At 31.9% G+C, this 24,291-nt stretch carries 26 protein-coding genes and 2 pseudogenes; 6 read left to right on the top strand and 22 right to left on the bottom strand.

The window, feature by feature from the left end; translation table 11 throughout:
- Nucleotides 1–119: 119 nt before the first annotated feature.
- The gene (locus tag J1G40_RS11950) at nucleotides 120–680 is read left to right on the top strand and encodes a BfmA/BtgA family mobilization protein (protein WP_265242874.1); all 561 of its coding nucleotides are present in this window, start codon (nucleotides 120–122) and stop codon (nucleotides 678–680) included.
- Nucleotides 681–1,015: 335 nt separating this feature from the next.
- Here J1G40_RS11950 and J1G40_RS11945 read toward each other — a convergent pair whose 3' ends face one another.
- From J1G40_RS11945 to J1G40_RS18355, 3 genes and pseudogenes are all read right to left on the bottom strand, one after another.
- A complete protein-coding gene (locus J1G40_RS11945) occupies nucleotides 1,016–1,228 on the bottom strand; it encodes a hypothetical protein (protein ID WP_265242873.1) in 213 nt (70 codons plus the stop codon).
- A 137-nt stretch (nucleotides 1,229–1,365) separates the two neighbouring features.
- Entirely contained in the window at nucleotides 1,366–2,361 is a 996-nt protein-coding gene (locus J1G40_RS11940; RefSeq protein WP_265242872.1) for a DUF1080 domain-containing protein, read from the bottom strand.
- 327 nt (nucleotides 2,362–2,688) lie between these two features.
- Nucleotides 2,689–2,916: pseudogene (locus tag J1G40_RS18355) on the bottom strand (hypothetical protein); the annotation flags it as partial.
- 465 nt (nucleotides 2,917–3,381) lie between these two features.
- On the opposite strand from J1G40_RS18355, the gene J1G40_RS11935 reads away from it, so the two are divergent.
- Entirely contained in the window at nucleotides 3,382–5,817 is a 2,436-nt protein-coding gene (locus tag J1G40_RS11935; RefSeq protein WP_265242871.1) for an outer membrane beta-barrel protein, read from the top strand.
- Between the two features lie 76 nt (nucleotides 5,818–5,893).
- On the opposite strand, the gene J1G40_RS11930 is transcribed toward J1G40_RS11935, so the two are convergent.
- The 19 genes and pseudogenes from J1G40_RS11930 to J1G40_RS11835 all read right to left on the bottom strand — a co-directional run bounded on the left by J1G40_RS11930 (nucleotide 5,894) and on the right by J1G40_RS11835 (nucleotide 21,387).
- A complete protein-coding gene (locus J1G40_RS11930) occupies nucleotides 5,894–6,466 on the bottom strand; it encodes a Crp/Fnr family transcriptional regulator (protein WP_265242870.1) in 573 nt (190 codons plus the stop codon).
- 443 nt (nucleotides 6,467–6,909) lie between these two features.
- Nucleotides 6,910–7,098: pseudogene (locus J1G40_RS11925) on the bottom strand (DUF1572 family protein).
- A gap of 326 nt (nucleotides 7,099–7,424) precedes the next feature.
- Nucleotides 7,425–7,823 carry a VOC family protein gene (locus tag J1G40_RS11920; protein WP_265242869.1) on the bottom strand — a complete coding sequence of 133 codons (399 nt, stop codon included), beginning with the start codon at nucleotides 7,821–7,823 and terminating at the stop codon, nucleotides 7,425–7,427.
- A gap of 269 nt (nucleotides 7,824–8,092) precedes the next feature.
- Nucleotides 8,093–8,491 (bottom strand): VOC family protein, encoded by a 399-nt coding sequence (locus J1G40_RS11915; protein ID WP_265242868.1) that lies wholly within the window; start codon nucleotides 8,489–8,491, stop codon nucleotides 8,093–8,095.
- Between the two features lie 106 nt (nucleotides 8,492–8,597).
- On the bottom strand, nucleotides 8,598–9,482 hold the full coding sequence (locus tag J1G40_RS11910) for a glycoside hydrolase family 16 protein (protein WP_265242867.1): 885 nt from the start codon (nucleotides 9,480–9,482) through the stop codon (nucleotides 8,598–8,600).
- Nucleotides 9,483–9,718: 236 nt separating this feature from the next.
- Nucleotides 9,719–10,279 carry a nucleoside deaminase gene (locus tag J1G40_RS11905; RefSeq protein WP_265242866.1) on the bottom strand — a complete coding sequence of 187 codons (561 nt, stop codon included), beginning with the start codon at nucleotides 10,277–10,279 and terminating at the stop codon, nucleotides 9,719–9,721.
- Between the two features lie 68 nt (nucleotides 10,280–10,347).
- Nucleotides 10,348–10,770: a VOC family protein gene (locus tag J1G40_RS11900; protein ID WP_265242865.1), complete on the bottom strand. Its 423-nt coding sequence runs from the start codon at nucleotides 10,768–10,770 to the stop codon at nucleotides 10,348–10,350.
- Nucleotides 10,771–11,154: 384 nt separating this feature from the next.
- On the bottom strand, nucleotides 11,155–11,658 hold the full coding sequence (locus tag J1G40_RS11895; protein WP_265242864.1) for a GNAT family N-acetyltransferase: 504 nt from the start codon (nucleotides 11,656–11,658) through the stop codon (nucleotides 11,155–11,157).
- Between the two features lie 358 nt (nucleotides 11,659–12,016).
- A complete protein-coding gene (locus J1G40_RS11890; RefSeq protein WP_265242863.1) occupies nucleotides 12,017–12,619 on the bottom strand; it encodes a YceI family protein in 603 nt (200 codons plus the stop codon).
- 80 nt (nucleotides 12,620–12,699) lie between these two features.
- Nucleotides 12,700–13,257, bottom strand: a complete 558-nt coding sequence (locus J1G40_RS11885; RefSeq protein ID WP_265242862.1) for an RNA polymerase sigma factor — start codon at nucleotides 13,255–13,257, stop codon at nucleotides 12,700–12,702.
- A gap of 687 nt (nucleotides 13,258–13,944) precedes the next feature.
- Nucleotides 13,945–15,240, bottom strand: a complete 1,296-nt coding sequence (locus tag J1G40_RS11880; protein ID WP_265242861.1) for a glycosyltransferase — start codon at nucleotides 15,238–15,240, stop codon at nucleotides 13,945–13,947.
- Between the two features lie 139 nt (nucleotides 15,241–15,379).
- Nucleotides 15,380–16,117 carry a hypothetical protein gene (locus tag J1G40_RS11875; RefSeq protein WP_265242860.1) on the bottom strand — a complete coding sequence of 246 codons (738 nt, stop codon included), beginning with the start codon at nucleotides 16,115–16,117 and terminating at the stop codon, nucleotides 15,380–15,382.
- Nucleotides 16,118–16,242: 125 nt separating this feature from the next.
- Entirely contained in the window at nucleotides 16,243–16,680 is a 438-nt protein-coding gene (locus tag J1G40_RS11870) for a cupin domain-containing protein (protein WP_265242859.1), read from the bottom strand.
- 227 nt (nucleotides 16,681–16,907) lie between these two features.
- Nucleotides 16,908–17,873, bottom strand: coding sequence for a LuxR C-terminal-related transcriptional regulator (locus tag J1G40_RS18320; protein ID WP_321160198.1), 966 nt, complete (start codon nucleotides 17,871–17,873; stop codon nucleotides 16,908–16,910).
- A 636-nt stretch (nucleotides 17,874–18,509) separates the two neighbouring features.
- Nucleotides 18,510–18,944 (bottom strand): nuclear transport factor 2 family protein, encoded by a 435-nt coding sequence (locus tag J1G40_RS11855; RefSeq protein WP_265242858.1) that lies wholly within the window; start codon nucleotides 18,942–18,944, stop codon nucleotides 18,510–18,512.
- Between the two features lie 188 nt (nucleotides 18,945–19,132).
- Entirely contained in the window at nucleotides 19,133–19,552 is a 420-nt protein-coding gene (locus tag J1G40_RS11850; RefSeq protein ID WP_265242857.1) for a DUF3995 domain-containing protein, read from the bottom strand.
- 144 nt (nucleotides 19,553–19,696) lie between these two features.
- Nucleotides 19,697–20,281 (bottom strand): NAD(P)H-dependent oxidoreductase, encoded by a 585-nt coding sequence (locus J1G40_RS11845; RefSeq protein ID WP_265242856.1) that lies wholly within the window; start codon nucleotides 20,279–20,281, stop codon nucleotides 19,697–19,699.
- Between the two features lie 44 nt (nucleotides 20,282–20,325).
- Complete coding sequence (locus tag J1G40_RS11840) at nucleotides 20,326–20,754, bottom strand: DoxX family protein (RefSeq protein ID WP_265242855.1); 429 nt, start codon at nucleotides 20,752–20,754, stop codon at nucleotides 20,326–20,328.
- Nucleotides 20,755–20,835: 81 nt separating this feature from the next.
- Nucleotides 20,836–21,387: a Crp/Fnr family transcriptional regulator gene (locus J1G40_RS11835; RefSeq protein ID WP_265242854.1), complete on the bottom strand. Its 552-nt coding sequence runs from the start codon at nucleotides 21,385–21,387 to the stop codon at nucleotides 20,836–20,838.
- A gap of 327 nt (nucleotides 21,388–21,714) precedes the next feature.
- Here J1G40_RS11835 and J1G40_RS11830 point away from each other — a divergent pair, with 327 nt between their 5' ends.
- The 4 genes from J1G40_RS11830 (at nucleotide 21,715) to J1G40_RS11815 (ending at nucleotide 24,236) form a co-directional block, all read left to right on the top strand.
- Entirely contained in the window at nucleotides 21,715–22,296 is a 582-nt protein-coding gene (locus J1G40_RS11830; RefSeq protein WP_265242853.1) for a TetR/AcrR family transcriptional regulator, read from the top strand.
- Between the two features lie 55 nt (nucleotides 22,297–22,351).
- Entirely contained in the window at nucleotides 22,352–22,987 is a 636-nt protein-coding gene (locus J1G40_RS11825; RefSeq protein ID WP_265242852.1) for an SRPBCC family protein, read from the top strand.
- Nucleotides 22,988–23,048: 61 nt separating this feature from the next.
- Nucleotides 23,049–23,936 carry a hypothetical protein gene (locus J1G40_RS11820; RefSeq protein WP_265242851.1) on the top strand — a complete coding sequence of 296 codons (888 nt, stop codon included), beginning with the start codon at nucleotides 23,049–23,051 and terminating at the stop codon, nucleotides 23,934–23,936.
- 9 nt (nucleotides 23,937–23,945) lie between these two features.
- The gene (locus J1G40_RS11815) at nucleotides 23,946–24,236 is read left to right on the top strand and encodes an SDR family NAD(P)-dependent oxidoreductase (protein WP_265242850.1); all 291 of its coding nucleotides are present in this window, start codon (nucleotides 23,946–23,948) and stop codon (nucleotides 24,234–24,236) included.
- Nucleotides 24,237–24,291 lie beyond the last annotated feature (55 nt).

The following is a 24,291-nucleotide window of genomic DNA, read 5'->3' as shown; positions in this document are numbered from 1 at the left end:
TGTTGCGTTATTCAAACCATTGATTTTCAATGAATTGAAAATAGCATCAAAATTGTTTATGTCGCAAAAACAAAAAAAGGAGCTGTCAGACCCTATTAAACCTCAAAAAAATTACTGTAATGGAACAGGAAAAGAAGAAAAAAAGTGATTTCTCTGCTATGAGCATCAATCGGATTACCGCAGGAAGATATCGGGAGTTTTCAAAGAAGATATCGAAGTCGCATACGATTACCTTGGAATTGATGATGGACTTTTTTGAAGGGGCGAAGATTTCCCCAAAGAATAAATACCTGATGAACCATATGGGATTTGAGCATCGATTGAACAAACGATTTGATTATATCGAGGAACTGCTACGAAGAATGGAGCGGGAACAATTAAGACCGACCCATAATAAGCTAAAGAAGTTATTTGAATACGCTGAGCATGAAGAAAAGGACAGAAAGGAGAGTTTAGAGTTTGAAAAAAGAATGTTTGAACAATCCATGAAAAAGAAAATGATTACTCAATATGATAATTATATACTCAAGGAAAATTGGAGAAAGGAACGCGCAAGAGTATTAAAACTGTTGGACAAAGGAAGGCTAGAAAAGTCACGGTTTGGAAAACCGTATTTTAAACTTGAAATAAATGAAAGTGAACTGGAAAGTTTAAGAAAAGAACTAAGTCAAAAGCCCTGATGTTCCTCGCAAAAAGATAGGATGAAGTTTGGTAAGATTTGGGACTTGCAGCCCGAAACTTTGTTTCGATTGCCATCTTTTAATTAATTCTTTTTCTGGAAAAGAAATATCTTAAAATATCATTCAATCGCTCCCATGGTCTTACAAAATATAGATTCTGTTTAAGTTGAAAAAATGCCATCTCTTTTAAACCTTTATTAGGTAGACAAATTCTACCGTTTTTTTAAGCTCGTTGATTTTCTCTAAAATCTTGATAATATGGTTTTTCAAGGGGTCTTTGTTGTCTAGTCTTATGATACCACAGGGACAAGATTTTAATCACCTTTTATGAAAATTTAAGTTAATGCCCGTATAAATTGGATTTTCATATTGATCAGCCATTCTAGAAACAATCTAGAGTTTTCTTTTATTTTTTCATTGTTCAGCAAACCATCTCTATAGCGTTCAATATTAAGTTTTCTATGGCGGGCCAAACTCATTTCATTTTCAAGTCGGATGAATACCACTAAATCAAAAGCGGTATTCCATTCATTGCCCCATGTCATCATTGATTCTATTATGATTACATTTTGATGTTTATTGAATTCAGCTTTTTATTTTCTCATTTATTAGGGCGATGGTTTTGTTTAGGAAGCGCAGCGAATACATGGGAGGTATGATTTCATGTGCATTATTGTAAAGGGTTCTATTCTAATTTACCAATTATACCCCAACCGTTTGCCTTGTCTATAACTACACAATGAATTTTGTTTAATCCTTTTTCAAGAGGTAGGTATAATTTATTGGTATTAATATTGATATGACCCATGTATTGTATTCCTTTGGCTCTAAATGCATTATTACCTTTAAAAATAACTTCACCATTCAGATAGACAATAATTTTGTCACTATAATCAAATGAAAAAGTCCTGGTTTCCTTCTGATCTGTATCAATTGTGGTGTATACAATGGTATAGTCCTCCTCATTTTCTTCAAAGTTACCCGAAAAAGTCTTTCTTATGTACTTAGATATAGGCAGTAGCCCTGATCTTTCAGTGGCAACAGTTGTGTATTTCTCTTTTAAAAAATCATCAAAATTGAGATCTTCTTTTTCTTTATAGGGTTTTGCTTTCGTAATTTCCCATTGTGTTATAACATTAGCTTTAGTAGGATTGTTGCTACATGCTTTATGAACTTCAACCGTATCTTTTTGGGTAATCTTAAAGTTAGAAAATCTATTCGAGAATAATGCAAATAATCCAACTTCTCCAGTGTTTTGATTTGTTCTCAGATTATCAATAGACATTACTTTTTCATCATTCAAATAAACCTCGGCACATTCATTATTGACTTCAACACGTAAAGTATTCCAGCCTATTTTTTTAAATGAAACCCGTGCCTGGTATTCTCTAAATAACTGCCAATTAGACTCATTATTGAATATGGGAGTATACTGAAGCGCATCCACCTGGCTGGATTTATGCATTCTCATATATACCTCTTCCATATTGTCATTTTGCCTCCTGAAAGTGATGCCAGCAAAACTTCTTATTGAATTGGCGAACACATCTACTTCAATAGTTCCGTTTGTGAATTTCTGACCTTTGACCGTAATCCTTCCGCTACTTAGAACCAAAGTTTCCCTGTTGTCAAATCTTTCAAATACGCTATTATCAGTTTCGTTCCAATTAGAACTGTTCATACCAATTTTTTTGGTGAATTTTTGAGCGATGGATAGTTGAAAACCTAATAAGGCAATGAATAAGTAAAGAAATTTTCGCATGTTTATTTATTTGTAAATATGAGTTTGTACAGCTTCTAGTGTCGTATCAATTTATTGTTAATTCTTATCATTTTGGTATATCCAAAAGATTGTCCCAATTGCGCCCAACAGATATTGGCGCAGGCAATAACCCTAGTATATCGGCAACAGCAGACAAAAAACCAATTACAACTGGGAATCTTAAAAATATTTTGATGATTTCGAAATTCATTCTTATAAGTTTTATGATTTAAATTATTCAGATAGTTATATTGGCTTCTCAAATATTACAAGGTTTTTTACACTTTTCGGATGTGTTATAATGGCTAATACTCTTGTAATAGAGGTATCTCTTGGGTTACTTCCAACTTCATGTAATGCCATCAAGGATTCATAAAATGTGTCTCCTTGTTTTAACGTTCTAAGAGCATGGTTTTCCACCTTGAATTCGTAAATGCCTTCCAAAATATAGCCATATACAGGTCTTGGATGACCATGTGGTTGAGATTCTTAATTAGGCCGAAGAATTAATTCTACAGTTGAAACATGAGCTGGCTTGCCATCCTCTGCTTCTTCAATATTTACCGCCGAGATAATTTTTACGCTAGACATATGAGTCTCAGAAGATTTATTTTGGGCTTGAACGATTATGTGAAATGTAATAAATAATAGAATGAAAAACTGCAAGGTAGAATGTTTCATAGCGAGTTGTTTATTTGATATAATGAATTTACTCTAGGTGAAATTAGTCGGTAAAAATTCATTTCCCTTTGACAATTGTCAAAAAATAAAAAAATGGGGATACTTTCTTATTCGACTTAATGTTTATTGTGGAATGCTAAATTAGGAAGCAATGTACCCTAAATTGTGCTGTTCTAAAGTACGGGTTCAATACTAGACCATATATCGTTTTAAAGTGTTTTTCGGTTTCTGACCTTTGATTAGTTTAAAACAAATAAAATGAATAGAAAAATAGGCATAACAATGTTACTTTTTGTTTTGGGTATTAGCCCTGCTTGGACTCAATACGGTGTCAAAGGTTTTCTTCAAGATACAAACGGATTACCTATTCCCTTTGCTAATATCGTTATAAAAAAATCAAAAAACCTTGATTTCGTCGTAGGAGGTATTTCTGATGAAGAAGGATTTTTTTTCTTGGAAATCAACCAAGAAGGAGCGTTTCTGGTGGACATTTCGGTATTGGGTTTTAAAGAATATCAATCCAATGTTTTTGTAATCAATGAACAAGACTCAATGAAAGAATTTGGGCTTATAATGTTGAACGAAACCGTAGAACAATTAAGCGGGGTTACCATAACGGGATCGATTCCGCTTTTTGAGCGAAAAATTGACCGCATGGTTGTGAATATTTCCAATCGTATCAATACGGCGGGAAGTAGTGTCCTTGAAATCCTTGAAAAGTCTCCCGGAGTTTTTGTCAATCGGCAAAGTACTTCAATAGGTATGTTAGGGAAAGATGGTGTTAATATCATGATTAATGGTAAGCTACAATATATGACGGCTGATGTGCTTTTTAATTATTTGCAAGGACTGGATGCGAACAATATTAAATCTATAGAACTGATTACCAACCCACCAGCAAACTTAGATGCTCAGGGAAATGCAGGTTTTATCAATCTTGTACTAAAAAAACAACTTCATGAGGGCTTAAATGGAAGTTATTCCCTTTCAGCTGGTTATGGTAGCGGTGAAACGGGCAATTCCAGCATAAATCTTAACTATCAAGAGAAAAGGGTTAATCTCTTTGCAAGTTATAGTTATTTTAGAAATGGTCAGACGCAACTAACAAGACAACTTCGGAGAACTAAGAATTTATTTGTTGATGTCGATTTAATAGGGGAGGATTTAATCGAAACTCTTTTCAGAAGTGATCGAAATCCAACACAAAACAATCATAACTTCAGATTAGGTCTTGATTTAGAACTTGACAAAAACACCAATATTGGAGTACTTTTCATGGGGTATTCAAGTAATTGGGATATGGAAGCGCTCAACACCACCGAGATACAGTCATCGTTGGCAGTGGATACTTTAGTAACTTCCAAAAATATCGAGGTTAATGATTGGAGACACCTACAAAGCAACATTAATCTAACGCATATTTTTAGAAATGGAGCATTACTTAATTTAGATTTTGATTATTTGGTTTATAACCACCGAAACCCTATAAGTTATCAACTTCAATCTGAAGGTACTGACGGAACACTTTTTGACCAGTCGAAACTTCAGAGTAAAAAGAACACTCCTTTTGATATTTTGGTAAGTAAAGCAGATTATTCTGTCGCATTAAATGAAAATATCAAATTAAGTTTAGGGGCAAAATATACCACCTCAGATTTTGAAAATGACGTTTTACTGACCGACGATGGTGCAGTACTGCCCAATTTTACATCAGCCAGTAATTTGACTGAGAATATCTTCGCTCTTTTTTCGCAAATAGACTATGAGTTATCCCAGAAAACAACACTCAAGGGTGGACTACGATTTGAAAAGACAGGTACCGAATTAAATTCTACAGTTGTGGGAGAAAAGGTCAATCGTAGTCTAAATAACTTTTTTCCGAGCATATTTTGGAATCAAAAAGTTAACGAATTCAATAGTTTTAATTTGTCTTATAGTAGAAGAATCAATCGTCCATCTTTTAGTGATATGGCACCATTTATTATTTTTTTGGATCCTAGAACATCGTTCGGGGGCAATGCTTCTTTACGTCCAGCTTTGGCAAATGTTTTTGAATTGTCCTGGTCACAAAAACGGGTGAATCTTACAGCACAATATAGTGACGAAGACTACACAATTGTAAAATTTCAAAATCGATTTAATCCTGAAACAAATACTCAAATGATTGTGCCCGACAACCTGGAAAGCCAGAAAATAGCATCACTCAACATGTCCTTCCCAATAAAAGTATCAAGTTGGTGGAAGATGCGTATTTTTTCGACTTTTCTATGGCAAGAATCCACTACAATAGAGGAATTAGGCAGGTTCACATTTAATCAGCGTAACTTTAGTATTAACAGTACCCAAACAATTAAGCCAGGCCAAGATTGGTCTTTAGAATTTTCAGGCTTTTACCGAACTTCTTCTCTTGCGGGTAATGTTAAAGCTCAACCAACGGGTATTTTAAATTTAGGTATACAGAAAAAGTTAAAAAAGGGAAGCCGATTGACGCTGAATTTTAATGACTTATTTAATTCTTTAGAACTTAAAGGAATCACTAACATCTCTGAAGAAAACTTATTTATCGAGCGCAAATTTGATTTTAGTCACCGTACTATAAAACTAACCTATACTGCAACATTTGGAAATAAAGAACTTAAAAAGCAGCGCGAAAGGCAAACCGGAGCAGACGAAGAAAAGAGTCGAATAAATTAATTTGTTCATCTTTTCAAAATCCCTAAAATATATCTTCAAGGTTTTTTTAGATTTTGAACTTGACTGAGTTTATTGGTTATTGCTTGTATTTTGGTGACCTTACCCTGCTTAGCGTTTCATTGGCCATACCCAAGAAAGATGCCAACATTCCCAAGGGTATTCTCGGAAGCTTATTTCTAGCGGTTTTCTCGAAAAAATGATAGCGTTCTTGAGCTGAACAAGACCTTAGTATAATTAATTGTTCATATTGCACCGACAAGTTTTTTGAAACAATTATACGACCAAACCGCTCCATTTCTGGAAAATCCAACAAGCACTCTTCAAGGTCAGAGAGCGAAAATCTAATCAATTCTGTCTGTTCAACAGTCTTTATATACAAAAGATTTGGAATATTTTCAAGAAAACTTGATGTCGAGGTAATCCACTCATTTTCCGCCCAAAAATTATCGGTAATCTCTTTTTCATTTTTTAAATGGAACGATCTTACAATCCCTTTATTAATAAAGTAAGTATTTCGCCAAATCTTATTTGGTTTATACAGAAAATAATCCTTGGGAAGATTTTCCTTTACATAAATCTTGTAAAGACGAGATTTAAGCTCGTCCGAGATAGAAATGAAGTTGGCAATATAAGCAAGTATATTTTCCATATTTCTGTTCTTAACTCTTCAACAATCCATGGAATTTAATTCTTCCATTCCATTTCATATTGTTTTATTGTTAAAGTTTTGATTGCAGATTATTTGTAATCATTATTGACATATTTCGATTAAAACTGAGTGAGTGCTAATTTTATATCACTAGTAGCGTTCACTTTTACTTTAAAAAATAGTTAATTCTAGCTATAGATTTAGCAATTTTTTATTTAAAATCATATGTAAAATGTCCTTCGTGTTTTCCCTTTAATAACTTTTGATAGTTAAATCCTTCAGATTTTCCTTTTGGAAACCAAAGACTTATCCCCTTTAATAAAGGTTCCCATATATAATTTGTCAATTGTGATATACATAATGAATAATTTGGCGGTTAACTGCTTATACAATAGTAGGTCTTTGATTTCGCATATTGATTGCAGTTGTGAAATTTGAATCATTTACTCGATTAGCGTATTGAACAAGCATTCACACCCTTGATTCCATTTTGTAATTATTTCTTTCCTTGTATTTAAGATATCTTCGAATTCTAAATCTCGATTTCTCTATTTCTTTTCAACATCAGAGCTCAGAAAATCCATCCATCGAGATTTCATCTTTCCTTGAATATGATTGACAATTATGGCAATCGAATTATTTTCTTCATTATAAGACTCAAATAAATCTTTTTTATTAAGTTGATTAAAGGTACTTTAACCCAGAAGTTCATAATATTCAAATTGTTTCTTTACACTATTTTTTTTGTATAATGTTTAATTTGCTTCAATGACGCAATAACCTTCTATATCATAAAATTTTTGATTCTCTAAACCCAACTAGGAACAAGATGATTTAATATTTAAAGAATCAGAATTTACTATTCTCCTTTTTATATCATTGGATTCAGACTCTCCGTGATTGTAAAACACTGTTAAATTCAGCATATTTTATTTTTGTTCATTAAACTTTCTAGGTCTTAGAATGGGCTTTCCCCATTATTTATTACGACCCTATAACCATCTAAATCTTCAAAAGTTTGTGCTCCTCCTTCCCAATAAGGATTAAAGGAGCTCACTTTTTTAAAGCCAGAATTGCTAATTCGTTTTATTGCACATTCGTATTCAACTTCATCTTTTATATAAAAGACGAGTAAATTTTCTAATGAAGGCGCACGTCCTGCTTTTTCTTTTGTATGAGTAGTAAATTCTAGGTGATAATGATTTTTTGGATGCCCTACCATTCTTCCACTAAAATCGCCATGGCCATCAAACCCTCCTATTACTTCAAAGCCAAGACCTTCAACATACATTTTGGTTATTTCTTCTAGATGGTTAGTTGGTCTGCCAACCCTCATCACTATGTTTCTTGATATCATATTTTATTTTTTTTCTTTCTTGACAATTACTAAGACACTTTAATCTTTGGGGTTTATGTTTCTTCTTTTTATAAGGTTGCTATAAGATATTTATTTCATACGTAAATTTTTTGTCTTGAAAGGAACAACAATAATTATTGTGATTCCAGAGGAAAGCTTATTAATCAGATTTTTATATCTGTCAATTGTATAGATGATGATATATTCTTAAATGCTTAATTTTTATCGTTTTATTAATTTTTATAAGTATTTCTTAATTACAATTTAATTTAAAATTTCTCTTGATAGAAGAATAGAATTATTCCATTCGGTTCAATAATGGAGAAACTTCTATGACCCCATGGTTGATTAACTATCTCTTGCTTGAAAGAAATACTTTTAAGTCTATATTTTTCATAAATCTCATCAATATGCCAAACCTGAATAGCCATATAAACCCCTTGTGGTGTTCGATAATCTAAACCTTGATTTTCATATTTTTTATCGCTTGGTCGGTGAAGTATTTCGACTAGTCCTTCACCCGCCTCAAATAACGCACCTTTATCATTTTCATTTCTGTCCCAAAAATGGCCAAGACCAAAATCTAACTTAGTTTTATAGAAATCAAACGTTTCTTCATATTTACTTGTAAAATAGGTGAATCGGAATTTTCCTTTATTTTTTATCATTGTATTTATAATTATGGATTAGGATGACTAAACTTTCCCACAATAGTTAGCATAAAGCTATTTCATTATTTGCTCATAAAATTAATGGACCTTTATTAATTGAGATTTATTGAAAGACTCTTATATAGTCAACCTCCATTGCACTTTCAACGAATTGGGGATCAATATCAGCTTCAATTGCGACATTCAATATGAGATAATAGGGGGTGTCGTAAGGCCAAGTATCAGTATCTTTTTTATAGGGTTTATATGTATAGTGTTCAATTCCGTCAACACTAAACACTATTTTTTCTTTTGACCATTCTAGGCTGTAAATGTGAAATTGATCAGATACATTTTCAACATAATGTCCCCCAATATTTATAACCTTGTCGCCATAACTTGATGCGTTATGTAGACCACTTTGAATGAAATTTTGATTTTTGCCCCAATGTTCCAGAATATCGATTTCTCCACAATATGGCCAAACCGTAGTTCCAAATCCTTTATTTTCCCAGTAAGCACCATCCTCATTAATATTCTTGTTGAGCATCCAAATGGCAGGCCAAGTGCCCTTACCTTTTGGTAGTTTTGCCCTAATTTCAACTCTGCCATAGGTAAAAGTAAATTTTGAGTTTAACCTTGCAGAGGTATATTCCTTAACTTCACCTTGATCGCTAAGTTTTTCTTTTTTGGCAACAAGATATAAATGCCCATCTTTTAGAAAAGTATTGTCCTCTCGATTTGTATAATGTTGAATCAAACCTCCCCACCAACTTCCTCCTGGTGGTAGCTTCGTTTGGTGAAACCATTTCTCTGAATTTATAGCTCCTTTGCCTTCAAATTCATCTGACCATACCAAAGTGTCAAACGTTGTCTGGTTACTCTTTTTCCTTTTATTTTCTGAACTGCTGTTGACAGTTTTGTTCGAATCAAAAATTGGAAATGTGAAAAAAAGTAACGTCCCCATTGTAGCAAAATATAGTGTTGTATTTTTTGTGAGTAGTTGCATGTATTTCGATTTTTATCAAAGTTTTAATTTTTTACCCAGAATGGAAATTCTTAAACTTTTTCAAATATGTTGATTTATTTTTGTCTCTGGTCTGACTATGTTTTAACTTCAATATCTAACTGCTACTGTAGAATTTTATGATAACAATTGGGTACGGCTAATTAAATTAATTTTTTTAGACCGAATTAAAATTAACTATAAGGTATTTGCGGCCACCAAATAGGATTAGACCAGCTTTATTCTAAATGAAGAATTTTTGCCTCTGCTTCTAATAGAGGACCAATTACCTCAACTTTTCTACCTCCTTTATTGAACAATTCCCTAGTCGGCATTTCAAACACCCAATTTTCGTTGTCCCTCCCAACAATTCTGTAATATTCTGCTTTACTCAATCCATAAACAAGTTTCCCTATACCACTCCAATAAATGGCTGAAGTACACATAGGGCAGGGTTCATCACTAGTGTAGATAGAACAATCATTTAGATAAGAATAATCGTATTTTTTACAAGCATCACGGATTAGATTAATTTCAGCATGTGCAAGACAATCAACATCGGTATTAATAGTATTCTCACCTTTCAAAATAACTTCACCGTCTTTATTTACCAAAACACATCCAAATGGCAAATTGCCTTTTTTCCTTGAATCTTTTGCCACTTCAATTGCCATTCTAACATATTCCTTATCCTTTTCCATGCCTATTTGTTTTTTGATATTGCTACTTTTCATTTTCCTTTCGTTCTGACCACAAGCAAAAAGTGTTGTAAGAAGAATAATTGCTAGTATTTGTTTCATTTATTACTAATGAGCTATGTGTTTTTGGACGATGTTTTAATGTCTTGCCATAAGGCTTGATATAAGGTTTAATTGGCGTAATTGTTTTTTTCTTGTACTAGTTCACTAAGGTACTGTACGAATTCATATTGGTTGCCGTCCTGGTCAGCAAAATAATCTCTAACCCTAAACTGTTCAATTTGTTTTGGAAAATCTCGTTTATACCCATTACTTAGCAGGTTTTTGGCTATTTCCTCCACATCTTGTACTACAAAACCCAGATGATTTACGCCTATTTTATCATAGTTCTGATTAGCTTTCAAATCAATTTGTTTGGCTTGGTTAATAGCTATGTAAGTAACATTATCACCAATATGAATCCACTCTCTCATATCATTGCCACGTCCTCTAATCTTAAAATGAGGAAAAGCAGTTTGGAAGAATCTTATCGATTCTTGCAAGTCACTAACCGTAATGTTTGCGTGTTCCAAATATATGTGCTGTGCTTTCATAATGTTTGTTTTTAAGAACAACAAATATCCTAAAAGGGCATGAGTTATTTAACGGACTTAAGTACTGAAAATAACCTATACAATAGTATAGGTTATTAGAAGGTAGAGTAAGGGCTAAAACCAAGAAATAGTTTCTTTGAACGGATATCTACCATTTCTGCACTATTGTCATTTAAGAAGAATTTTAGCTGCTATGTTGAAATAAGTCCAATAACAAATGGAAATACGACGTTCCAGATTTTAATATAAAAGAGTAAGCACGGAACCTGTCTTACTGCCCTAAAGGCAAACCAAAAACTGAGGGATGATTAGAGGTCCAAAAAAGAAAAGTACTTTTTAAGATCTAATGTTGATTGTCATTTTGCGGTATCACCACCTTATTTCTTAATTCTTGGTGATAGTGTTATTACATTCATTTTCGAGTAATGACATTATTAGAAGGTTATTAGATTTACCACCTATCATCAATATAGGTTCTCTTAATTTCTTATCTTCTTTAAACCCCTCAGAACTATATAGATGTTTTGCCCTTTCATTGTTTTCTAATACATCTAACCATAATCGACGACACTTTAACTTCTCAAAACAGTGCTTCTTTAATTTTCTGATTGCAGTTCTACCATAACCTTTGCCTTTATCATTTATTATTATTCTGCGAAATTCAATATTTTTCTTTTTGTCTTTCAGTCCAGCAAGTATCACAAAACCAATAATTTTATTTTTTCCGTTCTTTAGCAATAGATGTTCGATGTTATCATCAGTTAATAATCCATGATGCTCTTCTTTTGAATTTGGAATAATAAAAGGCAAATTTTCATGATGATTCTCTATAGTTACTATGAGGTCAATATCCGATTCTTTTGTTTTACAAATTAATAAATCAGTCATTTTTTCTATGCTTCTTTAAACTTTCATTTTATCTGTTTTTTTATTCTATTTATGACCGCTCTGCCAGTATTGTTCTGTTGTATTGGCTCTGCAGCAAGAAACCCATGTTAAAGAAATTTAAGTCTAATGACCATTATAAAGATTTATGCTATGATTATATTTATAAAGATAGCACATAGGCTAATGTGTTTATTCGATATTATAGGTAGCAGTTGTTCTTTGCTTTTGTGCTCTTTCGTATTATAAGAGCCACAGCAAACTAATCTTATTTAACGGCATTTATATACAACGGTAATATCAAATATTTTATGACTTATTTGAACGATACTTTGAATTATTTTATTGCTAAGTTGTAAGTTTACTTTTTTCGAATTAACTCTATCGGGATATGGATTTTTACTTCATCACCAACAACCTTTGTAGCTGCCCAGTCGCCTGTACCAACTTTATAGTCAGTTCTATCAATTGTTGTTTCAATAGCTATTCCTAAAATTATTATACCTTTCATCATTGGATGTTCCATTTCTCCTGTGATTTTCATTTGAAGAACTACGTCTTTTGTGATATCCCTTATGGTAAGGTTGCCATGTACCAAATATTCCTTTTCAGATTTTTTATCGAATTTGGTCGATTTGAATATCATTTTTGGAAATGTTTTTACGTCAAAGAAGTCACTTGATTGTAATTTTTTGTCTCTTTCACCATTATCGGTATTAACACTGCTAATCGATATCGATAAATCTGCTTTACTGCCTGCTAAGTTGTTCGGGTCAAAATTTATCATTCCTTCAAAGTCTGTAAACTTTCCTGTAATAGATGAAAAGAAGTGATTGATTGAAAAATTGACCGAGGTGTGGGATTTGTCAATTTTCCATTTTCTTGCATCCTGTGCATTTACTGAAACCGAACTTAGTGCAAAAATAACTACAGCGAAAAATATTTTTTTAAATGTTGGAACCATTCATTTGAAATTTAAAAGTTATGATAGCCAAAACGAACTATCTTTACTTTAATACCAATATTTTCAAAAAATCACCCAATTCAACTATTTTTTTCTTTTTCTTCTTTTTCTTCTTTTTCTTTCATTTTCTTGATTTGTTCCATGCATTTATATTTTTGATTTTGTGCATTATGTCGTGTTGTGTAACCGAATTCTTTTTGGATCTGTTCAATCGTTTTTCCTTTTAAAAAAAAATCTTGGATAAGCCTATTGCAATGTTCAGTAATTTTTAGGAGATATCCTTTTAGCCTTTCCAAATAAGTCTTTTCATATTCAATGGAATTATTAACTGAGTTAAAAAAATCAAAAGTTTGTATTTCATCAATTGATAATTCATAGTTTTTATCCCGGCATTTTTTCAACCATATATTTTTGCAAATAGCATAAATATATGTGTCTATCGAGGCTGTGAGTTGAAAATTTTTTTGCTGTATTTTTTTGACAAGCACTATCATAGCATCTTGAAACAAGTCTTCGGCATCGGCTTGATTTCCACTATTGTTTTGAACAAATTTTGAGATAGTATGAAAGTTGTTTTGGTACAGTTTTTCATAGGCAAAGTTGTTTTCAGATTTTAAATCAATTATAATGTTATTCATATTTAATATGTCGTTGAATTCGAAAATTGCCTTCAACGTTTCGGCAATTATCTTGTTTATGGAATCAAAGGCAGACTTTCTGTTAAGAAGTTAGTCGTTTATGATACTTTTTATTTTGTTGTGACACTGAATTACAATGGTTTATCTCTATTGTATGCAGTTTTTAATAAAATATTAGTTTTAACTTATCGTTTTCAGGTGTCAAATTCTATTTTGCATACAGTTAGTCAAAATCGGCTTTTATTTTTTCAAAATCTGATAAGTCCATAATCGGAACTTGGATTCCGTCAATATGTTATGTTTCCCAATTGATTAATTCAATGTATTACTCAGTTTTTCAGCCTCAGAACCAAGGGATTGCAGATTTCTTATCAAAATTTCTAATAGCTAAGTTTCTGAATTCAATTTTTTGATTATTTCCTTATTAGATAATTCTTCTGTGGTCATTCCAGATTTATTCTTTCGATAGAACCCATTTTTCAAATTGAAGGCTTTTTCAACAACATAAAATGAGCTATATCGTGATTCGGAAGATTGGGCCCAATATTTATGCTCGTGACGCTTCCATCCTTCCTTTTAAAGATTAGAATATTTTTGTTTTTGTCTTTCGAATATTCTTTCCATTTCTAGAATTGATTACAGCGTTTTGGTTAAAATCAGAGTGGGTGTTTGACCCATATTAAAATTTCAGCCTTTATTTTCGTTAGTATTCTTTATTTTATCTATTAATTTGCTGACACTAAATTCATTTTGAATATTTGATGAATATTTTTCAGCATTCGTTTTGTAAACAGCATTGTTCAAAAGATCTAAAAGAGACTTTTCAAAATTTTGTTCATTAAGTTGTTTAATTGAAATTCCTTTTGGGCCCAGTTCGTTGTTGACTATAGTTCTGCTCCAAAAAAATTGATCGATAAAATGCGGGATTATCAAACTTGCACAACCATATTTAATAGCAGAATGTGTTGTACCTGCGCCACCGTGATGTATTACTCCATAAATTTTGGGTAGAATCCATTCGTAAGGAATATCATTAACAAATAATATATGTTCAGGGCAGTCTTCTATTTTTATCAACCCTCCCCATGAAGTATTTATTATGGTGGGTACCCTATGCTTTTTTAAAACTTTAAGGATAGCTTTTGTTTTTGTTTCAGGATCAGAATTTGAAATACTTCCAAATGTTGTGAAAAATATTCTATTCTGTTCATTGGAGATTAAGAATTGCAATAGTCTTTTGGTTGGCTTCCAATTCTTAGATTTATCCCTTTCCACAAATCCAATTACATTGGCATTGCTTCCCCAGTATTTTGGCTGTTTGAATAGCGTAGGTGAAACAGTGTAAATTGAAATAACTTCATTTAGCAAAAAGTTCCTGATCTTAAATGGATTGATTTTGATGCTGCTATCTTTGTTTATAGTCTTCCTGACAGTAAAATAAACTGCTAATGACAAAATCGAATTTTGAATTAGATAACTTATTCGATTCACAAATTTACCGTAGTTGCCACCTCCTGAAAATCCAATAACTGAATGATTATCCACGGGGTGAAGAAAGCAAGGAAAGGGATGGACAAAAATACTTCTATTTTGATTTTGTAGTCCCCAAGCAATCGGATAGACACATTTTTGATTGAAGAAGACATAATCAGGTCTTTCCTTTTCGATTATTTCTTTTTGCTGAATAGTAACTTCTTTATTAATCTTTATTGATTTAGAGGCTAAAGAAATTAAAGTTTTAATTCTTGCTATTCCTGTGCCTTTTCTGCTGGTGATAATTTTTGAATGTTCGCTAGCTAACAATACTTCAATGAATTCTTTTGTAAATCCATAAAATTTTGAATCTTCCATCTCAATCATCTGCCTAAATTGTTCAGGAAAAGCATAGATGATTTCCCAATTCTTCTTTTTTAAAGATTCGCCCAAAGAAAAAAGAGGCTCAATATCTCCTCGACTTCCTAATGCAAAAAGGATTCCTTTCATTATGTTTTTTATTCTAGAATTGAAATTTACAAATCAGGAAATCTTTGAAACTAATTGAAAACAATCAGGTTTAGACCATTCTAAAGCAGATTTGTGATTATAATTCATCATATACTCAATTAAAGAGAATCTTTTTGAATTAGTTCACTAATTCCATTAGCATTTTTCTACCGCCAAAGTCAATTTCTTGTTTGAGTATTTTTCTTGTTGATACATCTATGTAATATGTGCTTTGTGTTGAATTGTTTGAAATATCATCTGACGCGTGAACTTTAAAAACTTCCGTTTTCTTACCATTGAAATTGATGGTTGTCTCTTCCGTGTTTTTGACCGTTGCGGTTATTACTCCGGTTTTGGTTTTGGGGTTATAGTCAAAAATCGAAATTGTGTTTGAATAGCCATTCTTTAAAGGCAGTAATCTTATCAGTTGTGGGTAGAAATTACTGTCAAAAAAAGGCTTATGAACCTCTTCTGAGATCTGGGTTTTAACACCAGTTTGTTTGTCAAGGTAATAGCCTGATATTTTTTCTCCAAACTTTAATACCATATCTCTTTGTTGATTGTTTGAAGAATGATAGATGGGTTTAAAGTTTTTGGTTTGTACAACAGTGCTGTCAATCCATTTTATAGACGACTGTTCCATGTTTACTATGGTTACAATATAAATCTTGGCTTTGTCTTTGTTAATTATGGTTTCTATGTTCCCTATTGGCATTTTAATAGAGTCTTTAATCATAAACCAGGTCATTTTAGAGTTCTCCGACTTGATAAGACTGTTGTCCGCTGAATTATTTAATGGGTTTAGTGGTGTTTCTTGACTAGAAACCTGCATATAAGTCATCAAAGTAATCATTAAAATGTATAACAGTTTTTTCATTTTATTTAAGTTATTCTTTCAATTATTTATAAAATTTTGAAATTAACAGTTATTAAAAATCTAGAAGTCTTATAAAAATCACTGATTCATTAATTTCTTTTTATTAAAATGTGATAAATAGGATTTTATTCAACGGGGCTTTCGGGAATTACAAGTCTTTTTGCATTTCTTGGATGTACAACAACGGCCAATACCCTAGTGATAGAATTATTACTTGGGTTAGTGCCTACTTCATGTAATGCCATCAAAGGTTCATAAAAAGTATCACCCGGTCTAAGTGTTCTTTCAGGATGGCCTTCTATCTTGAATTTATATATTCCTTCTAAAACATAGCCATAAACCGGTCCAGGGTGACGATGTGGTTGTGACTCTTCTTTAGGTTGAAGAATCAATTCTACCGTAGAAACACGCGCTGGTTGGCCATCTATTTTTTCTTCTACATCAACTGCTGAAATAATATTTACCGAAGGCATTTTAACTTCGGTGAATTTTTTTTGGGCATGGACAGTAAAATGAAATATCGTAAATATTAAAATTGTAAAATTTATGTTGGATTTTTTCATAGAGTATCGCTTATGCCAATTGATGATTTTAATTTTGTTAATGTGAAACTAACTATTTTGAAATCAATATATTTTGACAATTATCAAAAAATAAAAAGCCTTGTATTTTCATATTTAGCTTATACTTTTCTTAAGACTCATAAAAAGTTCAATTTAATCTTACCTTATTGGACTTTTCATGTTCAACACTTATGACAAACAAGATTTAGTTATTATTTATATGACTTTCAAGAGTTGAGAAGGCCTTTTTTTAAAGCTATATCGACTGCTTGGGTTCTCGTTTTAGCATAGAGTTTTGACATTATTGAAGTGATATGAAATTTAACGGTGCTTTGGGAAATAAAAAGTTGTTCTCCAATCTGTTTGTTGGTATGCCCTTTCTTAATAATAGCTAAAATTTCCATCTCTCTATGAGTTAGAGGGGAGGAGGGATATCGAAATTCTTTTTCATCAACGTTAATGTTAGCCTCCTTGGACGTTTCGTCTATGATAAGTGCAATCTGTTTTTTTAATTCTTTTGTCTTTCTAAGTGCATCCTTAGTAGTGTTTGCCGACTTTATGTAATTGTTCTCATCGGTATTGGTTTCAGATTCATCAAGTAAGTTGATTAATTCTTCAATCCGAGGAACAACCACACGCTTTATGATATCATTTAGATCATTGTCAGGATTCCTTTTGATTTTTGCATAAGCATCTTGAAGGTGTGTTCGTTGAATGACTGTTCCGATAAGTTCACTGATTACATTCAAAACAGATAGCTGTTTATCATCTAGTTGTTGCTTCTTCTTGCTAAGAAGATTTATTAAGCCAATTTTCTGATCATTTATGGTAATGGGAATGGTTGCATGAAACTTCAAGTCTCGTGTGCCAGATGAAACATCCTTTAAACGTGAACAGGTAATTTCACTTATATTTGTTGCTTCGTCAATGTTGTCCGAAAAGTATCTGCCAATACAATAACACCATCCTGATAATCTTTCAGGATGATCTCTAAGTGCAGGTGGTAAATTGAAAGAAGCTGCGAGATAAACAGATTTCAAATCTTTCTCAGCTAACCATATCCAACCAGTTTCAAGATTAAGTATTTCTACTATTTTCTCAAGAGCTTTGTATAAGGCTGATGGCTTAGAAAATTCCTTGTTTAATTGTCTGGCTAATTCGTAGAGATTAAAGAAGTATTCCTTATCATTCATATGTTTTCTGACTTAAGCTTTTATAGGTAAATTTCTTAACTATGAAAAGCAGTGTATTATCGCAATTTATATTTTTTGGACCTTTATTTATTTTACTTTAACAAATTGAAATTTCTTCACTTCTCTGCTTTTGAAATATCCACCATTTAACATTCCTTATTATTCAAAAAACTTGATATCTGAGCGATTTCTTGGAAAATTTCTGTTTTAAGGGATATTTCGATCTCTTTAAAGTTTGTAAGAATTCCCTTTACTAACTTTTCTATTGTTTCTCTATTTACTGATCCTCACATACCTATTCGAGTATGTGAAGTTTTTAACTCAGCTATCCAAAGACCAAAAACAATTTTCTATATAACTTTTATAGGACCACTTTTTAAGTAATCTTTGGCATCTATAAAGGTGTTAACTTCTTTGTTTCCAATAAATTCTTACCTTTTGAGAGAGTTCACCAATTTTAGAATAAAATAGGAATCATCCTAATTGAATTCTCGAAGTAGTAGCCTCCTTTTTTTTAGTGCTTTTTTCTTTTATGTTTTTCAAATACTTTGAAATGGTTTTTCTATTATTAGATTTTAGAGCTTTTATAACAGCGCTATAATTTGAATTCCAATCGCTTATTGTTTAAATTTAGAGTTATTTTGTCTTAACATAGGCGGGTAATGGTCCCCATGTCTTAATACCTAATCTTCTTAATGTATCTTCCGTATCCCAATATTCATCGTATCGAATCACTTTACCATCAGTTAAACGAACTTTAAAAAAAGCAACAAAAGGCCAATCTATGGTGACATTATTCTCCCGCCATGTAAATTTCAAAAGAGAACGTATAGCAAAACAGTCTTTGCCATACAAATATGGGCCTTCAAATATAGTTGCTCCCCAATTTGTGGTCTCAGACAATAAGTGATGGTAATAATCATTTATAGTTCCTTTACCTTTTAATTGAGGAAAACGCGGGTCCACAAAAGTAGCATCTTCAGAAAATAAGTTGGTGAGCTGATTAGCATCTTCTTTATGAAAACCTGTTACCCAAGTAGCTATAACTTTTTTTGAAATGTCTTGAATCATTGTTTTATGTTTTTAGAATTGTTACTGTTATGATAAGGACTTTTATATCTCATTAAATACATTTAATATTCTTCAAATTCCTTGAAGTATTAAATACTTCATTAATTATATTTTAAAAAAAGTATGTACAAATTTTGCAAAATAGATTCACTGGTCAGTATTGATATTTCCACGTTGATTCCGGTTCACTATTTCATTAATTGGATTATAATACCCAATACTCCAATGAGCAAACATAAAGGCGTATAGAGTTTTGTATCTTTCATTCCAAATTCTGTTTTTTTTATCCTTTTAAAAACCCCTACATATTTAAATTCCCCAATCGTGCGTAAAAGAAATATCGATGGAATTATCCAACCAGCATACTTTATTAGAAGTTCAGGTAAATTGCAATCAATTAAACCAGATTTAATAATGTAAAAAATTCCAAATATTGTTAACCCAAATCCTACGATAGCAATATCAATCTTTTTTGGATTCAATACTTTTTTTCCATTTTCTTTTGTAGGCAAAGAATTCGAAAAAGCAATTTTGCCACCGATTGCCCAATAGAAATGAATTATGCCAAGCCCTAGTAGAATTAAGCTTAATAGTATTGGTAAAATCATTATTTCAGATTTTAATTTGATGCCTCTAACATAGGGTTGCTACTAAATTTAATTAATTAAAAAAATAACTTAAGCTCCCAATTTATACTAGCTTGAACAACCCCTATGTAGCTTAACATTGAAGTATAAAATACAGTAGTCAGATTATTTGTTTTTGAAGCCAAGTTGCTCAATTTTTTCAATCCATTTTTTTCTATAATTTTCTTTGGACAACCTTAAAGGTCCAATCGCGGTAATCTTCACTTTTTTTATACCAACAAATTGCAATGTCAGTCTTTTCATAGCAGTATGACTTGGACTTCGATTAATCCACTTATAATACCATGAAGGTTGATCTAATGTGCATATTAAATGCGCTGTTTTTCCGGTTAAATATTTATCCCACCATACCGAGTTTTCTCTCTTTTTAAAAGCAAATCCAGGTTGAAAGACCCTATCTATAAATCCCTTCATTAGAGCAGGAATCGATGCCCACCATACAGGATAAACCCAAACTAAGTGGTTAGCCCATTTTATTAAATGTTGTGCTTCAATTAAATCAGGCTCAAGTGGCGTCTTTTTTCGATAACCAAATTGTAAATTCAGATTAAACTCCAATTCTCTTATTCGAATTTCCTGAACCTCTGCACCTGATTTCTGGGCCCCTTTTTTATATGCCTCAGATATTCCATAATTATAACTCTTCTCGTCAGGATGACCATTTATTATTAGAATCTTAGTGCTATTCATATAATACTTTTTCGAATTGACTACCCTGGTTTTGAATAATGCTTTTATTTCCCCTTAAAAAGAACTAAATCTAATTCCAAATACTTCTCTCCCAACATACTTAATGCAAAGGCAGCGGCAGAAGCTGTAAACACCGAATAATCGAAAGCACCTTTAATATTTGATGATAAGGTAATGGATATGGCAAATAAGAGGAGAAGAATTCCACTTAACTTTGCAAAGAGTTCTGTTTTTAGCCCTATAAGAATGCATATGGCAAAAACAATTTCAGCTCCAGTCGCAATAGTTGCAATAAAAGGTATTATGGTTTCTGGGAACCATGGATTCATGTCTTTTGTTGAGACCAAAAAGCTTTGCCAATTTCCCCATCCCGAAAGCTCTGTTGGCCAATACCCGAATCGGTCAGCAACAGCGGATAAAAAGGCAGATGCAACCGAAATTCTAAGAAATAATTTAATTATTTTTGAATTCATAAAGCATAGATAATATGTTCCATACAAAAATAATTGTGTGAAACTCATTATTCTTTGACATATGTCAAAAAATGAAATTAATTAAATTTGCCTTCGAATTCTACTCATCGTTTCCTGTGTCATTGCTAGATAAGATGCTAAATGCCCTAAATTTATTCTGTTTACAATAGATGGTTTTCTGTTCAAAAAGTTATTATATCGTTCCTTAGCAGAATAAAATAAAAATTCTTCAATTCGATTAGCGCCCTCAGCATAAAGTTGTTCTAAAATCAACCTCATATATTTTTCATATTTAGGATGTTCGACCAGCAGCGATTGAAGTTGTGAATATGAAATAACATATATTTCACTGTCCTCTAAGAGCTGTACATTGTATTTACTCTTTTTTAGACTTATAACACTATCAATAGCAGTTATAAGCTCACCCTCTGATGCGAAATGTACTGTAATTTCCTTATCCTCTTTATGGAAAAAGGTTCGGGCTAACCCCTTTTCAATAAGATAAATATGATTACATATGGTTCCTTGATGATGTAGTATATGATTTTTGGGAAAATTAAATTTTTCCATTAGAGCGAAAATTTCAGAAATCAAATCTAGCGGTACTAATCCATTTAAATTTTTGAAATTCATGTATTTTGTGTTTCCAATATTAGATGTAAAAATTTATGATTCTTGATGGTAAAATATCCTTTCATATTGTTAAGAGTACAAATATTTTCTGATGATCCAAAAAGATATCTAAAACAAATTTGAATGGCTGAAATACTTCAATGTGTTTTATATTGAGTTTAAAGACAAACAATAAAATCAATGGTTCAATATCGAAACCACTAACTCGTATGTATTAGAATGCAATCATCCAAAAGGGGTATTTGGTAGGAATACTACGTTCTTACAAAAAGAATGCTTTGTGGTTTTAAATAATATATATATATTTGTACTGATTAGTACAGTAGTATGAAAAAACACATGAAGGAAGATGTCATAAAAGCCGGTGAATATCTTTTTAAAAATAATGGCTATTACAATACAAGTACTGAAGATATATTGATGGAATCTGATTATCCTAGAAGTTCATTTTACTACCATTTCAAAAGTAAAGAAAAGTTTGCAGAGGAGGTATTGGAGTATTATGGCAAAAATTCGGTTAAGATGTACAGTAGTGTTCTTAAGGATAAAAATATCATAAGTCCTATCGAAAGATTTACGTTGTTCTTTGATATTATGTGTACTATAGCTGAAAATAAAGAATTTAAATCTGAGTGTCTGATACAAAAATTGTCTGTTGAGTGCGCTGGTACCAATGAAAATATACGAAATGCGGCTTTAAGTCAACTAGTTCAAATTCTTGCTGTTTACGAGGCCTGTATAATAGAAGGACAACTTAAGAAAGAAATTAGAGATGACATTGAAGCTAATACAGTTGCAAATTTAATACAGTCACAGTTGTACGGTGGATTTATTGTTTCTAGATTGAATAATAGTTCCGATGTAATGAAAGAAAATATGAATCTTACTATAGACTATATTAGAAGGTAAAAAAAATTTGATTATTAACTGAATAGACTAGTACACACAATAAGAATTAATTAATATGAAAATAACGAAAAAACAAATTTTAGTTGTAATGTCTGTGACAGTATTATTTTTCACAGGATTTACCCAAATAAAAACTATAGAAATGGTACGTGAAAGTAATTTTAAAAAAAAAGAAATGTCAATGAAACGAGTTAAAGCAGAGGTATACATTGATGCTCCAATCAACAAAGTTTGGGCAATTGTTGGCAAGAACTTTGATGAGAATTCTAAGTTTAGTTTGGAAGCAAAAAAGACGTATTATTTAAAAAAGGTGGATGGCATGGTAGGTTCTCAAAGAAGAACGGTCAATCATAAGGATAAGGTTATAGATGTTGAAGTAATTGAATATGACCCTAAAAAGAACCATGTAAAATGGGAAATTTATAATATGAATGTCGCCCCTTTAAAAGCAGGAAACTCATCATATACACTTCGCGCCCACAGTTCTGGAGGCACAATACTTGAACAAAAGGCGGCTTTTAAAATGAAAATATTCTTTATGGATTGGGTTGCAAAAGGAAAGTTCACAACACTTTTTAAAACCCAATTGGCAGCAATAAAACATCTCGCAGAAACTGACGAAATCATAACTCCACAGACAAAAGATGAAATTGTTGAAAGGTATGCTGATGCTATAAATGTCATAAAATGAAAATGTTTATACCTTAAGTATTGCCACCTAAAAAAATGTCAAATATGTTAAAAAATAAAAAATGAACACCTTAAAAAAAATAACACTCTTAGTTCTGGCACCAATAATATTACAAAGTTGTATGGCGGACATGAGGACTCTGATGATTAAGCAGAATGGAATTACACAATTGAATGAAAGCAAGGGAAAAAGCATATTAGAAAACACCTGGAAAAAGCATGGATTTTCAAAACTGGCAAACCACAAAGCCTATTCGCTTACCGCTGATGACACATGGAAAGGTCTAATGGGAAAGATGGGCAAGCCTTGGCCTGAAGCGAAATCAAAATTAAAATTGAAATATGCTATAAATACATTTGATAGTCAGGTAGAATTTTTGGATGGAAAAAGGAAAAATACCCTTGCAGGTTTGCAAAGTTGGCAATATTATGAGAAGGAAATACTAGGAGAGATTGAGTTTGTCAAATATAATGAACGAATTGCATTTGGTCTTTCGGCTTATCAATACTTTTTTGAAATGCTTGATCGCTTAAAAGGAGCACCAATTATTTCTTATGCCGGTGTAAAAGAGTTTAACAGTACGCATTATGATTTAGTTTTTGTCACTTGGAAAGAAGTAGAACCGCATATGGAACATGATCAATATGTTTTGTGGATCAATAAGGAAACACAATTATTGGAGTATGCTGTTTACTCTTTAAGAGATAATTATCTAAAAATACCTGGGTATAAAGCGTTTTATGGTTCAGTGAAATTTGATGATTATAAGAATATAGATGGAATTCTAATACCCCATGAACAGTTCATATTTCTTAATAAACCCAGTAGGAAAGATAAAAAACATATTCATAAACTAACCGTACAAGATTTCAAATTTGATGATTTTGACATCAACGAACTGTATCCGAATTCGTCAATTGCAAAAATTGGAGATAAGAAACTAAACTAAATTTAATAAATGAATAAAAATGAACAAACTGTATTGGTTACAGGGGCCAATTCTGGAATAGGTTTAGAAACGGTAAAAAAACTAAGCGAGTTAGGATACCATAAAATTATTCTTGGATGTAGGACAATAGAAAAGGGAGAAAAGACCATAAGACATTTGTTGACAGAAGGATTTGTTAATAGCGTTTACGAAGTATTGGTTATTGACGTTGCTAGCAAAAGTTCTTCCTTCAAAGGGCTTAGAGAATTAGTGGCTAAAAATTGTATAGTGTCAGCAAAAAGTGAACTTTTAAAGGGTTAAATCTAAGATATAGATTTAATATTTTTAATAACCTTTAAAAGCAAGACAAATGCCT

This window comes from Muriicola sp. Z0-33, assembly GCF_026126425.1.
GTDB lineage: Bacteria > Bacteroidota > Bacteroidia > Flavobacteriales > Flavobacteriaceae > JAFMPW01.
Note: the sequence above shows the minus strand (reverse complement) of the source record. Positions and strands in the feature narration are given on the sequence as shown.

Bases quoted from the DNA above. Each gene is read 5' to 3' on its own strand.
- J1G40_RS11950 (WP_265242874.1), top strand. From the start codon at position 120: ATGGAACAGGAAAAGAAGAAAAAAAGTGATTTCTCTGCTATGAGCATC.
- J1G40_RS11945 (WP_265242873.1), bottom strand. From the start codon at position 1,228: ATGATGACATGGGGCAATGAATGGAATACCGCTTTTGATTTAGTGGTA.
- J1G40_RS11940 (WP_265242872.1), bottom strand. From the start codon at position 2,361: ATGAACAGTTCTAATTGGAACGAAACTGATAATAGCGTATTTGAAAGA.
- J1G40_RS11935 (WP_265242871.1), top strand. From the start codon at position 3,382: ATGAATAGAAAAATAGGCATAACAATGTTACTTTTTGTTTTGGGTATT.
- J1G40_RS11930 (WP_265242870.1), bottom strand. From the start codon at position 6,466: ATGGAAAATATACTTGCTTATATTGCCAACTTCATTTCTATCTCGGAC.
- J1G40_RS11920 (WP_265242869.1), bottom strand. From the start codon at position 7,823: ATGATATCAAGAAACATAGTGATGAGGGTTGGCAGACCAACTAACCAT.
- J1G40_RS11915 (WP_265242868.1), bottom strand. From the start codon at position 8,491: ATGATAAAAAATAAAGGAAAATTCCGATTCACCTATTTTACAAGTAAA.
- J1G40_RS11910 (WP_265242867.1), bottom strand. From the start codon at position 9,482: ATGCAACTACTCACAAAAAATACAACACTATATTTTGCTACAATGGGG.
- J1G40_RS11905 (WP_265242866.1), bottom strand. From the start codon at position 10,279: ATGAAACAAATACTAGCAATTATTCTTCTTACAACACTTTTTGCTTGT.
- J1G40_RS11900 (WP_265242865.1), bottom strand. From the start codon at position 10,770: ATGAAAGCACAGCACATATATTTGGAACACGCAAACATTACGGTTAGT.
- J1G40_RS11895 (WP_265242864.1), bottom strand. From the start codon at position 11,658: ATGACTGATTTATTAATTTGTAAAACAAAAGAATCGGATATTGACCTC.
- J1G40_RS11890 (WP_265242863.1), bottom strand. From the start codon at position 12,619: ATGGTTCCAACATTTAAAAAAATATTTTTCGCTGTAGTTATTTTTGCA.
- J1G40_RS11885 (WP_265242862.1), bottom strand. From the start codon at position 13,257: ATGAATAACATTATAATTGATTTAAAATCTGAAAACAACTTTGCCTAT.
- J1G40_RS11880 (WP_265242861.1), bottom strand. From the start codon at position 15,240: ATGAAAGGAATCCTTTTTGCATTAGGAAGTCGAGGAGATATTGAGCCT.
- J1G40_RS11875 (WP_265242860.1), bottom strand. From the start codon at position 16,117: ATGAAAAAACTGTTATACATTTTAATGATTACTTTGATGACTTATATG.
- J1G40_RS11870 (WP_265242859.1), bottom strand. From the start codon at position 16,680: ATGAAAAAATCCAACATAAATTTTACAATTTTAATATTTACGATATTT.
- J1G40_RS18320 (WP_321160198.1), bottom strand. From the start codon at position 17,873: ATGAATGATAAGGAATACTTCTTTAATCTCTACGAATTAGCCAGACAA.
- J1G40_RS11855 (WP_265242858.1), bottom strand. From the start codon at position 18,944: ATGATTCAAGACATTTCAAAAAAAGTTATAGCTACTTGGGTAACAGGT.
- J1G40_RS11850 (WP_265242857.1), bottom strand. From the start codon at position 19,552: ATGATTTTACCAATACTATTAAGCTTAATTCTACTAGGGCTTGGCATA.
- J1G40_RS11845 (WP_265242856.1), bottom strand. From the start codon at position 20,281: ATGAATAGCACTAAGATTCTAATAATAAATGGTCATCCTGACGAGAAG.
- J1G40_RS11840 (WP_265242855.1), bottom strand. From the start codon at position 20,754: ATGAATTCAAAAATAATTAAATTATTTCTTAGAATTTCGGTTGCATCT.
- J1G40_RS11835 (WP_265242854.1), bottom strand. From the start codon at position 21,387: ATGAATTTCAAAAATTTAAATGGATTAGTACCGCTAGATTTGATTTCT.
- J1G40_RS11830 (WP_265242853.1), top strand. From the start codon at position 21,715: ATGAAAAAACACATGAAGGAAGATGTCATAAAAGCCGGTGAATATCTT.
- J1G40_RS11825 (WP_265242852.1), top strand. From the start codon at position 22,352: ATGAAAATAACGAAAAAACAAATTTTAGTTGTAATGTCTGTGACAGTA.
- J1G40_RS11820 (WP_265242851.1), top strand. From the start codon at position 23,049: ATGAACACCTTAAAAAAAATAACACTCTTAGTTCTGGCACCAATAATA.
- J1G40_RS11815 (WP_265242850.1), top strand. From the start codon at position 23,946: ATGAATAAAAATGAACAAACTGTATTGGTTACAGGGGCCAATTCTGGA.